The following is a 12467-nucleotide window of genomic DNA, read 5'->3' as shown; positions in this document are numbered from 1 at the left end:
CGCAGGACACTTAAGACGGTTAGACGTTTCAAATTTGACTTTATTGGGGCCGCCTGATGGCTTCACTATGGATCACAAAAATCGAAATCGCCTATATAGTGAGTCCAGACCCTCATACCACAATATGCTGTGTTTGCCTGATGGAAGAAATGGATTCTATACCGCCGAAATAGACGCTTGGTCCACGAATTCGAAACAATATCGCGCTGATTCCGAACGCTTCGAATCGCTGCGATGCGGCTCAATTCAAGCGGGAAAAACTTATGTGCCGGTTTTTGGGGGCGCCGACGCAACAGAGCTGCCTGCCCAAGCCAGATTGTCGCTGAGTTGTGCGAGAATGCTTATTGCATCCTTCAGCGGTGCGTCCCCGGTTTCAAACTGCAGCAACAGCAACAGGTCAGTGGCCTTTTCAAACTCGGCCGGAATCCAGTCTGCTTTGGGATCGATTTCGGTACCAGATTCTAACCTTTCGGCAAAATCCTCGACGATTTCCTGACAGCTTCGCAGGAAGGCCGCCGGTTCAATATCTGAGCTTTCGCGCAGATCGTTGTAAATGCTGGCGATGGCCGCAAGCCAGTCTTCAAGGATTGGATTGTCCAGGGGGGGCAGGGCGGCCTCTAGGCTTGCCTGCACAGTATTGCCGTCGGCCTCAGCGCCATCTGTCGAAGCCGCACCAGTAAGGTTCTCCAGATAAGGCATAAAATCTTCAGCCAGATCTTTTTGGGCGGCCTCAAGATCATGTCGACGGTGATCAGAGGCTATGTGCAAAACCTGTTCTGCCAAGTTCTGCCCGCCACAGGTTTCCCACAAAGCAAAGTCGGGTTCAGGCTCTTGTTCCATGGCCCGTACCGCTACCGGGGTGCCGATGGTCACAACCGCGCGAAACAAATCGCCCTTCTCCTTGTTCAGGCGTGCGACTACCCGATCCAGAGCATCCCGCACCGGAGGCAAATCGGCATGTGTTACAGCCAACAAGCTGTTATCGCGCAGCTTTTGAGGGACCTGCGACCACAAATGGCGTTCGGTTTCACGCCAGGCGTTGGTGCCATTGGTGCACCAGATCGCACAATCCACATAGTCGAGCAAATTTAGAGTCTGTTTGTAGGTATCATCCAGTGCACCGGCACCGGGCAGATCAAACAGCGAAATCTCCTGCAGGGCAGGGGTGTTCAACCCGACCGAGATGAAATCGGGTTCGTCCGCCGCTGCCTTTTCCAGCGCTATACCCGAATAGACTTTGGGTTCCTTGTCCCACCAACCAACGGTTGTCTCAGGCGTATCAGCATAGGCCACGATCACCAGGGGCAATTTCAGATGCTGCGGCCCGGTGGGCAGAATGTCTGCCCCCGCCAGCATGTTGGCAAGGCTGGACTTTCCGGCTCCAAACTCCCCGGCAAAACCAATGGAAACCGCGTTCGAAAGCCGCTCGGCATGGGCCAGCGCGCGGGCGCGCATATCATCCAGCTCTGCCGATGAGTGCGCATTTTCGGTGGCGGTCAGGAAACGCTCTAGCTGGCGCACTTCCTTTTCGGTTCCGGGGAATTCAATCATTCTGCGGCCTCTGCCTGTCGAGTGTCCACGGGTGCAGTTCCGTGCACCGCCCCTAGTTCATCGCTGATGCGCCGCGCTTGGTCAACCGCACGTTGCGCTTCGGCGCGCGCGTTCGACCCATCGGGGCCTGCGCGATGTTCCAGATGCCCGGCCAGCAGCGCCATATAATGGTCAAGAACGGTTTTCATCCGTTCGATCAGGTCGCTTCTGGCGGTATCTACAAGATCGTCTCCGATCATCTCAAACTCTTGAACGATCATCCGTTCGGCGCGGTTCAACACACTGCGACGCGATATCAGTCGCGACAGCCATGTCACACGCAACTCAACCGTAATGCCACGCGTCAGCGCGCTTGTATTCGGACGGAACCAACGCACCGCGCTGGTATTCATGCGATTGTCCACGGGCTCCTGCCATCCGGGCAGGGCGCGCAAAGCAGCATTGGTCTGCATATCGATTGCGTAAAGCTCACTAAGCATACGCTGCCGCACCACCTGGGTCGCGCCCTGGACAAGCTCGCGCATCCGCTCACGCAGAGGCGTAAAGTTCAGCTCGGTATCTCCGTCTTTGGCCAGCAAAGGCGATTGCCCATCAGGGCCGCGCACAACGATCGAGACAGCCTCGGCGACGGTGTCATCCATAACGCCCCGCAAATTGGCCAATACATCGTCCATATCATTGGTGATGGCCTTGGATTTATCTTCAACTAGCGCGCGCAACTCAGAAAGCGTTTTGTTGTTTTCTTCGACATCCGCTGTGTCGGGACCATCCTTTTCTTCAATCGCACGAAGCCGCGCAGTGCTGCGCTCAAGCTCACCTTGGGCAAAACTGTTGAGGTGCTGCCACGCAATATTAAGCTGTTCTTGGCGCGGTCCTTCGGTCAGGGCTTTGGTCACATGACGGCGCAGATCGGGCAAGCCCGACGCGATCATCGCGGCAAATCGCAATACACCTTCGCGGCTGATGGGGCCGGGACCTTGTTTGATCTCTTCGACGCCGTCAAGATATTGCTTCATCTGTTCGGGATGCGTCCTCAGCCACGCCAATATTTGATCATGGTCGATTCCGGTTTCATCCCCGGTCAGCGCATAATGGGCCCATTGGGCGCTGCCCATCAGAACGTCAATCTCCGAGTTGCCAAGCGCCTGTTCGAGCCCGTCCAATACGTCAGTGCGCACCTTGCCGGCATCTTCGGCGCCACCGCCCAACTCGTCCACGCGGTTGATGAAGACCACGATCTGACCAAGCTCTAGCGCTTGCATCAGGCGGAATAGCTTCAGATCAGCCCGCGACAACGCCTGATGCGCAGACAGCACGACGACGAAAAAGTCGGATTCCTTGAGATACTGGCGCGAAATCTCTTCACGGATCAGCAGCGGGTCATTGACACCGGGTGTGTCTGTGACTGTCACCGGATACGGAAAATGGCCAATGTCAAAATAGACCTCGGCCTTACGGGTGATGTCGCTGTAAAGGCCCCGATCTGAACCGGGGTCATACTGGTCTTCATCTGTCGGGTCATCCCCGGCACAGACATAGCGCGCCAGGTCATCCGAGGTCAGTTCATCCAGATCGTGATGCTCGCCAAGCAGGTGCTTATAGCTTTCGCCCAAGCGTAGCTTGGCGCGGGTTTTCATTGCCTCGACCTGCTCTTCGATCATCTCGCGCTTGTAGCTGTCCTCTTCATCAGGGAACATGTTGCGCAACTCTTCACCTTCGGCGATCAGGGCCTGCCATTGGCGATTGTCGAAGAAATGAAACTCGGCGCCCGACGTCCGACCGGACGGATGACCGAAATGCATGTCGGTGATCACTGTCGTCCATGGGTTCACGTCCGAGGGTAGATATTCTGCATGCCCGGTGAAACCGTTGATCAAGCGCGATTTTCCGGCCTTGATTTGACCTACGAATGCTATCGAAGGCTTGAGGTTCGACAAGTCGTCAACGATGCGCGAGATGAAGTGACGCGTTTCGTCATTGCTCGTCCCGTTCATGTCTTCTGCGATGCGAATAAGCTCGCGGCGGTTTAACTCACTCATAAGATTTACCCTGGTAACTCGTATTTTGTTTAACTTTGCAAAGTGGACACTATTTGGCAGGAACGCGGTTATTCAACGGCGCTATTCAATGTTTTCCATAGGTTGATGACAGCGCCCAGCTTGCGGGCGTCATGAACGGCGGCGGCGGTTTCCTGACCGTCGCACAAGATGGCGAGACCCGCGCCTTGTCCACCTGTCGGGCGAATGACGATCAGCTGTGGATCAGTTAAAGCATCGGAACCATCGGCCTGCCATCCCGCCAGATCCCGGGTGAATCGGGCCAATATATCCGTGTCCGGATGTGCGTCTTGGCCCTGCGCACACAACCCGTCAAATTGCATCTCGTCTTCAGTCGACCCAATCAGTATTCGACCTAATGCGAACCGATCCGCGCCCTCAAAGAATTTTCCGGCAATACTGGTGGCGCCTTGTGACGCAGTTTCTGGCTGGGCTTCTGGTTCTAAGGTTTGGTCGGAAACGATGGCCATGCGCGGCTCTTCGATTAGTTCAATCCGCGTGCAGGCCGCTTCGACCTCCGAAAAGGTAACCCCTACGTCATCAGCCTCAAGCGCCGTATCCGGCCGCAGAGAAACCAACTCAAGCGGGCCGGGTGCCGTTGCAATTTCCGACACCACTTGCGCCAGTCGTTCGATCAGTTTTTCGCGTGCTTCGGTTTCAAAATCCGGGACAGGACCCGAAGCACAGCGGAATACGTCGGTGACCCGAGAGCTGTTGACTTCGATAGCCAAAGTTGCCCCGTCAGCCGCCGTAAATTCCAAACGCCGAGGCAAGATCGTGCCCCGGATGGCCCCCAGCACCTCATTCCGGCGTAACAGTGCGCTGCTACCCGATAGGTAGATTGCTGGCGATAAGCGCGCGACCGAAGTCCGCCCGATCCCTTCGAGCATATCCAGTATTTCACTATCCATCATGCGTGACCCCCTCTGGTCCCGTCTACACCGCGGCCGCCACCGGCCCGAGGCTGAGATGTGATTTCGTAAGCGCCAGCCCGACATTCGCGCTGTCGCGGCAGATATAGCATACCACGTGATCAGGATATTCTGTTGTCCTGAGAAAGATGTGCAGCCGGTCGTTTGAGAACACCGCGATTTCCCCAAATCCGGGGTGTTCAGTATCGTCGATTTTTGCCGCACGCAGAAGCTCTTCGAATCCCTTCATACCGCGTCCCTGAAACAGATTAGCTACTGCAAGTGCGAGATTTTCGAGCGCATCAGCGCTGTCTTGGTCCGACGCGTCGACGCCCAATAACATGCCGGTCTCCATGTCGACATACCCGGCTGCGATGCAGTCGGGTATGGTTTCGATGGCCGAAGCCAGAGCAGATTCAATCGACATTCAGATGCCCACCTTCGGGTTTAATCTAAATCGCATGCCACTCCGCTCCGCCGTTTTTGCGAGCCTCAGAAACGGCGCCCGGTATGTCTTGATTCCGCTTAGCGTCATGTTCCAACGCAATCTGGTCAAACTCGGACAAGAATGCTGCAAAGGCGCTTTTCAGGCCATTTGCATCGTCAGGCAGGTTCTCACGCGCCACGATTTCACCCCACATTGCTGCAGCACTGAGTGGCGTTTCTATGAGGCGATCGCCCAAATCATCTGCCTTGTCATCGGCTGCATCTTCAATCTCTTCGGCAGCAGCTTCACCCACCATTGATACGACGCGGTTTGGAGCCAACGCATTCGATTCGGGCTCCGGTTCATATTCGTCTGCCGAGTTTTCCGACTGTTCCGCCAACAGGGCCGTAATCGACGAAACCGATACTTCGATATCTGATGATTCTTCGGCGTCTTCCGACGGCTCTTGTTCGGTGTCCGCAGCTTCGACTGCTTCCGCTTCGTCCTCTTCTTCACCCAAGACGATCAGTTCGGCATCTTCCTGCTCTTCCTCATCATCGTCATCCATGAAATCAAACTCATCCACGTCGGTGATGGGGTTTGCCAAGAGGTTCAGATCCAGCGGATCTTCCGTCTTGTCAGAGAACAAGGCACGTAAGTCTTCATCAGCAGGCTCCGCTTCGGTAGCCATTTCCGCGCGCATCCGCTCGGCTTCTTCTGCATCAATCCGCGCCTGTCCGGACTCCTCGGTGCGGCGTTCCACGCGGGCAGGGCGTACCGGGAAACTTGTAACCACATCACTATCGGCAGTGTCATCCTCCATCGGCGTGACAAGTTTCAGCGGCGCATCGCCAGAGGTTTTCTCGGGCCGCGATGGCTGAACTTTGGGTGCGTCTGACAGGGATTTGTCAATTTGATAGCGCGACAGCATATCCGCACGGCTGTCCATGATCTGCTCAGTGATCTCAAGGAAACTGTCGACCATCTTGCCGCCGCCGCTGCGTGACCACAGCTCGGCGTCGCCGGTTTTGTCACGGGCCATGATGGCATCACGGGCCGAGAACAGGATCGTGCGATTGAACAAATGACCCGCTTCCCGATTTACACGGCGTAAGACCTTTTGACGGTCTTTCTGATTCAAGGCATCTGCGCGTGTCACCAACAACAGCGACTTGTGCTGCAGACGTTCTGGCAGCGAAACCCAAGTGGCACGTTCAGTCTCGCGCCAAGCTTGGGTCGAGTGCGTGCACCACAACACACCATTGGCCTGGCCAACTGCGCGTTGCCAGACATCCGTCGAAATCTTCGGGTCCGAAATGCCGGGTGTGTCGATCAGGTCGACCGCCTCGAGAATGTCGGCTTCAAGGAAGATGCGAATGAATTGGGCGTCGTTGACACCAACCTGTTCAAGCTGATCCAATTCAATATTCTGCGTTCTACCATCATGGCGTTTGATATAGGCGGGTCGATTGCCCCAGCTGAACCAGATCGGCGGCAGTTGCGTCGCTGTGACCTGCGTCGGCAGTGCCTGTTTGCGCAGCAGGAAATTCATCAACGTCGATTTGCCTGCACTGAATTCCCCCATGAGCGCAAACACAGGTTTGCGGCGGGACCACTGCTCGATGCGGTTCCAAGCCTTGGGAGAGACGAAGCGGGTTTGTGATTCTTTTACCATAACTCTTCTTATGCTGCTTCGTTACTAAGGTCTTTCAGGATATCGCCCAGAATATCGTCACGTGATTTCTGCGGCTTCTGCTCGGCCATCTGGGCCGCAGCCCTTTCAGGCGATTGCGAGATGCTGAGCAGCGTGTCCTTCTGTTCGGCAATAAAGTCGGTCAACGTGGCCCGCACGTTCTCTAAGACGGCGGCGATCTGGTTTTCCTCGATGTCTTTGGTGATCGAGTTCGCCTCGGACGCGATCAGTCGCGTATAATCTGCGGCATAGGCTTCGAACCCTTTGCGGCGTTGCCACCAACGTCGCCACCATGTGCTCTGCAGGTCCAGTGCGATTGTGCGGCCAATCCCTAATGGCGGGGGTACACGAGGCACGATCGGAGCTTCAATGTTGAATTCACCCAAGTGGTTGCCCAGCAGCTTTTGATACAGAGCCTCCACGTCCGCCGCAGCAGCCGAATACAGAGCACCGGCATCCTTACGCATGGATCGGGCAAAGCTGAAATATGCCGCCTTCTGCAAGGTGCGCAGACCTGCCGGATCATATTGCCATGTACCCTGCTCACCATTCTGTTCCAGATGTGAGATCAGAGAATCCGTCGCACGTTTGACAAAATTTGCTTCTGCAGACGCAAGTCGCTCTAATACCTTGTCGCGCAGCTTGGTTGTCAGTTCCGAGGCTTTCTTTTCGTACTCAGCCGAAACCTTTGCGATCGCTTCTTCGGGCGACGCACCGTCCAGATCCCGAACGATACCGTCGGAGTTTGACAGCGTCTTGGCCACTGCAGTAGCCCGGATCTGGCTGGCGATGTTGCGCGCCCGATGGCGAACGCGATCCAAAAGACGCGTTCCTGCACCCTCAGCGATACGCTCATTCATGGCGAGCAGCAGATCAGGCAATCCTGATAGCGCCCAGATCTTATCCAGCGATGCAGCCTGATCGCCAAATCCAGCCGCCAGGTAAAAGGTGTTCAACGCCTCGCGCGATTCCTCAGTTAGAATATCCGGGTTTCCGGTCAGCGCAGCCTCGGCCCACAGAGCGCTGCCAAAAACAACGCTGGTGTTGGCGTCTATGTTGTTCTGTTTCAGTGTGTCTTGAATACGATCACGTATCTCAGGCACTTGATTGACCGGGTCTGACAATTCATCGATGCGGTTCACGAACAGGATGATCTGGCGGTTCTCGAACTGTGCGATGATCCGCATTAGCGCCATGTCCATCGTGGTCAGCGCCTGGCTGGCAGCCAAAACAACAACACACACCTCTGATCCACGCAGGCTGCGTAGGGTGATTTGTTCGCGCACCATAAAGGTATCGTTCACACCCGGGGTATCGCAGAGCTTGAGCGAGATCGGATATTGCGGGATATCCATGAACAGCTCGGCCGATTTAGTCACATCGGCGAAACGACCCGTCTTGGGGTCGATATCCGGGTCATCCTCATCCCCGAGGCAGACATATCGCTGTATCAGTTCATCATCGAAGTAATCATACTGGTGGCTCTGACCGAGAATCAGGTCAAAGTGCTTCCCAAGCCGCTCTTCTGATTTGGCCTTCATCTCGCCGATTTGACGGCGAATATCGTCCATCTCATCATCGGCACCGGCTCGATTGGCCAACTCGCCCAGACGACCGCCGCCAACCATCAGATTATCCCATTCTTCCTGCTCGAAGAATGTGAATTTGGAACGGGTGTCGCCTTCTGTGCGGGTGTTGATGTTCAGCGTTGTAACCACCGAGGTCCACGGGTTCACATCCGAAGGCAAAAGATTTGGCCGCCCGGCCAATATGTTCACGATCGAGGATTTGCCGGCCTTCACCTGCCCCACCATCGTGACACTGGCGGTAAAATTCTCCATTTTGGTCTTGAGCGCAGCCAGCCGTGCGGAAGACCGCGCATCCGCCACCTCTGTCAATTGGTCGATCTGTGTCGTCAACGAAGTCATTGCCTCTGTCATCTCAGACAGGGACTCGTTTCCGACAGACAGAAGGTGGTCGTTACGCGCCATGGTCAGCCTCCGGTACCAGTTGCAGCGATGTGGTCCCCTGCCCCGTCAGGCAGGCTTGCAAGCGTGTCGATTCGTGCGATCAGGTCCAGCGCGTTGCCGAGGATTGCGGCCTCGGTTCGCGGTGAAATCGATTCATATGCGAAAGAATCAGCCAGAACTTCGATTGAACTGAAGCCTTCACCATTTTCCAAACAAGCCACACGGCGTCCGGTCGGAAAATCATCTGTTTTGTTGGCAGGCAGCGGCATGCGGGCATTAGCCAGCAAGTAGCGATTGCCCGAATGCGTACGAAGAGCGACGCCGAATCCTGTGCCAGGGTGCTGACGGTTCAGGGTTTTCAGTTCGCCAATAAAGCTTTCACGCGCAAGGCTGACAGCGTCTTGCTCGGAAGCAACGGATTTGATCTGGTTGGTCACGACAGAGACCCTTGTTCTGGAGTTGAGCAGAAACTCGCACGGTGCCAGAAGGCAAAAAGACTCATTAACTCCTGCGCCCAATCAATTACGATTACCGCGGTGTTATTTTGACGCGAATAGGATATTTTGGCGTTTGAAATGTGGCACAATTATGATGGCGTCTCATAGAAAAACCTCAACCTATGAGAGTGTAAACCACGACGTTGACGAGTTGCCCAAGTTTTTATGGCTTTGATTGCTTGTTAAAAAGTCCGAGGTTCCGTGGCGTCAAGGATTTACATGCTGCTTCTTACTTTTTTGAAATATATAGAAATAATTTCTATTTCTGTGATCGAAGGAACCTCTGATTGAAATTCGATACGAAACCACTCACCTCAAGTTACACTTTTTGGAATGTGCTCCACACAAAGAAGTCTTTGAGCGACTCAACGTATGCGAGTTTAAGATAAAGAGAAAAATTGCGATAAATGTTCGCTAAATGGAAACAAAAAGAAGGACCAGAAAACGGGCCTTCACACAGGTGAAATTACGACCAAAACCAGCACCTGAGCACTGTTCGTGCTGGAAAGACTGGCCAAACTGCATTCTCACTGTCCAAGGCACGTTCTTTAACATTTGGCACATGCGAGTTCTGGTTAAACTTACTTGGGCAAAAGATTGTTTCCAGCGAGACGATAATAAACTGCCCTCTCGCTTGATTTTACCTCTCGCACTCATTCAAAAGCTTTGCTATTCAGCGCGTCGTCGCGGTGCTTCGGCATCGGGTTGCGGGTGTGGCGAAATTGGTAGACGCACCAGATTTAGGTTCTGGCGCCGCAAGGCGTGGGGGTTCAAGTCCCTCCACCCGCACCAACTTGTTTTCATTGACATTTCTTGCATCTTGCTCTGCTAACCTCTGCTATTGATTTGGTGAGTTTCGCACTCAGTTTCGCACTTTCACGTTCTGTTTCTGTTTCGTTTCAGCGATCCCTCCTTTGCTGCGCGCGCCTTGAATTCGCCTTCTGACTCGCCTGAGCCCGGTATTTTTGGACCATTGCAAGCGTCTTGTGGCCTGTAACTGCTTGAATTTCGGCGTCTGTGCAGCCTGCTTCGGCCAGTAATCGTGCCGCCGTGTAGCGCCAGCCATGCGGAACAAGGCGATTCTCTCCGTGCATAACACCAATGCCTCTGCGCACTTCTTCGATGGCTTTCTGGACGCCACGCTTTCCGATCGGCTGAGTTAGGTTCTTTGCGAGGATGTGCTTTCCGCTGCGTGGAAGTGCCGACAAGTACACTTGCAAGCGTTCCGGGCAGTAGATCCAGATCTTCTCGCCGGTCTTGTCCTGGACAACCCGCATGAACTCGCCGTCGAAGTCATCCCAGAGCATCTTGGCGCAGTCTCCGATGCGCTGGCCTGTCCCTACGCCCAGCTCGTAAGCCGTGCGTGCGATGAATGCCCTATGATCTGCGCAATAAGCCTCATAAGCATCTAAAACCTTGTCAGGCCAGGCTTCGTATTCGCCGCCCTTGAGCTTTGGAATATCGACAACCGGATTGCGATCGATCCATTCCAGATCAACTGCCAGCTTACATAGGATCGACAGAACGGCGACACGCTCATTCGCCTTGGACCATGTGTCCTGTAGAGCGTCTCTCGCAGCAATGGCGTGCTTGCGGCGAAAGCGGCGCATGTCCTTATCACCGTTCTTTTCGCGGATGGCTTCGCAGTGCCGCCGATAGTTCGCCCTCGTGCCTTTTGCTAGTGCCTTATAGTCAGCCGTTCCAAGGTAGTGAGTGATCAGCTTGTGCCAGGTCGTCTTGGCTGGCGTGTTGCGCTTGCCATTGCGTGTCGCCCAATACTCTCGGCTGAATTCTTCGGTGTCTGGATCGCTCGGCAACCGCCGACGGAACGTGCCTTTGCGGAAATAGATGTACTTGTGGCCTTTGACAGTTTTGAATTCCAGATACGGAAGATCAGGGCGTTTCATGTTTCAAAGTCCTCATCTCCAACGTTCTCACCAGACAATACGGCGTCGATCTCCGAGACGCGCCAACGTGGATGTCTGCCACCGATCATCACTGGCTGTGGCAATGCCCCCTGCCCCACCAAGTTCGCAAACTCATCAGCCGTCAGAGATAGAAGCTTTGCGGCTTCCTGCTCTTTGACGGCCAATTTGTTTGCGGATGAGACAGGCATGGGTTAGCTGGCTTCCTGCGGATAGGCCGCGTCCATTGCCTTGTTAGGGTGAATGCCAAGGCGACCACAAACTTGGTCAAAAACCTCTGTCGCATCGATTGCAATGAAACTCTTGCCTTTGAGATGGTGCCGGATCTTGCCATAGGTGTCGTAGTTTTCGCCTGGCTTCCAAATGTCTTCACAAGTCCGGCCGCCTGAAACCGCGAAAATCGTGTATCCATGGTTGAAGTGATACGGAAAACCTGGCTCGCGTTCCGGAAGCCCGAAGGTCTTTCCGCCTCCGCTGACGTGGGCAAAGTCTTTTGCCGCCCAAAAGGCTGCTTTTGCGTCACCCGCCATGCCCGCGCTCATTAGCTCGCTGGCGATCGCGATTTCCATAACGTTGTGAAACGAATAGCGGCGGTAGTTTCCCGCACCGGATCCACCGCCGCCTTTTATATCGGTCTGCGTTTCCTTATGCCCAATGATAAGGTTGCGCCGAATATAGTTGTTCAGAGCGGCGCGCGTGACGCCAGTTGCCTCGCAAACCTGCCCGGTCTGGAATTCTTGGATATGCAGTTTCATAGTTGCCTCATGTATTCGGTTGACCACATACTGCACTGAGGTAGCTAAGATGTCAACCGAATACATAAACTGAAGTTCGCTAATCTTCTATCAGACTATTCTCTGCCAAGACATTTTTCTCAGTTGCGGTGTGCTTTATTCCGATACTCCCGTATCTGTTGGAATGTCAGTTTGATGATTTGGTCTTGGTCCAGATTGGACTCCTTTGACATCTTTAGCCCCGTCAGGAGGATGTCCTGCTCGGTTTCGTCCAACATGCCAACGAGATCTAGCATTGAGCCTTTGGCAGGCCGCTTGTGGCGATTTCGATACGCGGTTAATGCGGGGCCAACCGCGCCACTGAACAGCCAATCCATTGATGCACCAGTCACTCTTACCCACTCCATTAGCTCATCTGTGATCAGGATTTCATCAGGCTCATCCTCATCGTAGGTAATCTCTGGCGGGTCCACTTCGAACTTTGCGCAGAACCAAGCAATCCGTCCTTCTGAAGTTGTGAAATCAGCGCCCGACTCTGGGTAGAATGAGTGCGGGCCAGTTGGCGTTTCAACCGTCCTTTTTTCCAAAGCTCTATCGTTCGCGCAAACGCGTTCATTGGTCATTGCTATGTCCTCCAAAGATGATATACACTTTTAGTGCATAATTGCATTTTTAATGTAGTTGCACTTTTGATGCAAGGGA

11 protein-coding genes and 1 tRNA gene are annotated in these 12467 nt (G+C 54.3%); 1 reads left to right on the top strand and 11 read right to left on the bottom strand.

Translation table 11 applies throughout. The features are described 5' to 3' along the window. Nucleotides 1-261: 261 nt before the first annotated feature. The 7 genes from ACR0AW_RS09615 to ACR0AW_RS09585 form a co-directional block, all read right to left on the bottom strand. Nucleotides 262-1551, bottom strand: a complete 1290-nt coding sequence (locus tag ACR0AW_RS09615; RefSeq protein WP_170732698.1) for a dynamin family protein — start codon at nt 1549-1551, stop codon at nt 262-264. Continuing rightward, nucleotides 1548-3590 carry a dynamin family protein gene (locus tag ACR0AW_RS09610; RefSeq protein ID WP_170732697.1) on the bottom strand — a complete coding sequence of 681 codons (2043 nt, stop codon included), beginning with the start codon at nt 3588-3590 and terminating at the stop codon, nt 1548-1550. Before ACR0AW_RS09610 ends, ACR0AW_RS09615 begins: the two co-directional genes overlap by 4 nt. 68 nt (nt 3591-3658) lie before the next feature. After that, the gene (locus tag ACR0AW_RS09605) at nt 3659-4522 is read right to left on the bottom strand and encodes a hypothetical protein (protein ID WP_170732696.1); all 864 of its coding nucleotides are present in this window, start codon (nt 4520-4522) and stop codon (nt 3659-3661) included. Between the two features lie 22 nt (nt 4523-4544). Next, nucleotides 4545-4946, bottom strand: a complete 402-nt coding sequence (locus ACR0AW_RS09600) for a hypothetical protein (RefSeq protein ID WP_170393925.1) — start codon at nt 4944-4946, stop codon at nt 4545-4547. A 25-nt stretch (nt 4947-4971) separates the two neighbouring features. Beyond that, nucleotides 4972-6621: a dynamin family protein gene (locus tag ACR0AW_RS09595; RefSeq protein WP_170732695.1), complete on the bottom strand. Its 1650-nt coding sequence runs from the start codon at nt 6619-6621 to the stop codon at nt 4972-4974. An 8-nt stretch (nt 6622-6629) separates the two neighbouring features. Then, entirely contained in the window at nt 6630-8630 is a 2001-nt protein-coding gene (locus ACR0AW_RS09590) for a dynamin family protein (RefSeq protein WP_170393929.1), read from the bottom strand. A gap of 2 nt (nt 8631-8632) precedes the next feature. Then, nucleotides 8633-9046, bottom strand: coding sequence for a hypothetical protein (locus tag ACR0AW_RS09585; RefSeq protein WP_170732694.1), 414 nt, complete (start codon nt 9044-9046; stop codon nt 8633-8635). 767 nt (nt 9047-9813) lie between these two features. On the opposite strand from ACR0AW_RS09585, the gene ACR0AW_RS09580 reads away from it, so the two are divergent. Further along, nucleotides 9814-9898, top strand: a tRNA-Leu gene (locus ACR0AW_RS09580). Between the two features lie 107 nt (nt 9899-10005). On the opposite strand, the gene ACR0AW_RS09575 is transcribed toward ACR0AW_RS09580, so the two are convergent. From ACR0AW_RS09575 to ACR0AW_RS09560, 4 genes are read right to left on the bottom strand one after another with little or no spacing between them, the layout of a single operon-like run. Further along, the gene (locus tag ACR0AW_RS09575; RefSeq protein WP_480438978.1) at nt 10006-11013 is read right to left on the bottom strand and encodes a site-specific integrase; all 1008 of its coding nucleotides are present in this window, start codon (nt 11011-11013) and stop codon (nt 10006-10008) included. Continuing rightward, nucleotides 11010-11222 carry a helix-turn-helix transcriptional regulator gene (locus ACR0AW_RS09570; protein WP_480438976.1) on the bottom strand — a complete coding sequence of 71 codons (213 nt, stop codon included), beginning with the start codon at nt 11220-11222 and terminating at the stop codon, nt 11010-11012. The genes ACR0AW_RS09575 and ACR0AW_RS09570 overlap by 4 nt, the downstream gene beginning before the upstream one ends. Before the next feature lie 3 nt (nt 11223-11225). After that, nucleotides 11226-11852 carry a MerR family transcriptional regulator gene (locus ACR0AW_RS09565; RefSeq protein ID WP_480438974.1) on the bottom strand — a complete coding sequence of 209 codons (627 nt, stop codon included), beginning with the start codon at nt 11850-11852 and terminating at the stop codon, nt 11226-11228. A 53-nt stretch (nt 11853-11905) separates the two neighbouring features. Beyond that, nucleotides 11906-12388, bottom strand: a complete 483-nt coding sequence (locus ACR0AW_RS09560) for a hypothetical protein (RefSeq protein WP_480438973.1) — start codon at nt 12386-12388, stop codon at nt 11906-11908. Between the last annotated feature and the right edge of the window lie 79 nt (nt 12389-12467).

The organism is Ruegeria sp. C5, assembly GCF_056537605.1.
This window is presented reverse-complemented; position numbering and strand designations above follow the sequence as displayed.

Coding starts and splice junctions, on each gene's coding strand:
- ACR0AW_RS09615 (WP_170732698.1), bottom strand. CDS start 1,551: ATGATTGAATTCCCCGGAACCGAAAAGGAAGTGCGCCAGCTAGAGCGT.
- ACR0AW_RS09610 (WP_170732697.1), bottom strand. CDS start 3,590: ATGAGTGAGTTAAACCGCCGCGAGCTTATTCGCATCGCAGAAGACATG.
- ACR0AW_RS09605 (WP_170732696.1), bottom strand. CDS start 4,522: ATGATGGATAGTGAAATACTGGATATGCTCGAAGGGATCGGGCGGACT.
- ACR0AW_RS09600 (WP_170393925.1), bottom strand. CDS start 4,946: ATGTCGATTGAATCTGCTCTGGCTTCGGCCATCGAAACCATACCCGAC.
- ACR0AW_RS09595 (WP_170732695.1), bottom strand. CDS start 6,621: ATGGTAAAAGAATCACAAACCCGCTTCGTCTCTCCCAAGGCTTGGAAC.
- ACR0AW_RS09590 (WP_170393929.1), bottom strand. CDS start 8,630: ATGGCGCGTAACGACCACCTTCTGTCTGTCGGAAACGAGTCCCTGTCT.
- ACR0AW_RS09575 (WP_480438978.1), bottom strand. CDS start 11,013: ATGAAACGCCCTGATCTTCCGTATCTGGAATTCAAAACTGTCAAAGGC.
- ACR0AW_RS09570 (WP_480438976.1), bottom strand. CDS start 11,222: ATGCCTGTCTCATCCGCAAACAAATTGGCCGTCAAAGAGCAGGAAGCC.
- ACR0AW_RS09565 (WP_480438974.1), bottom strand. CDS start 11,852: ATGTATTCGGTTGACATCTTAGCTACCTCAGTGCAGTATGTGGTCAAC.
- ACR0AW_RS09560 (WP_480438973.1), bottom strand. CDS start 12,388: ATGACCAATGAACGCGTTTGCGCGAACGATAGAGCTTTGGAAAAAAGG.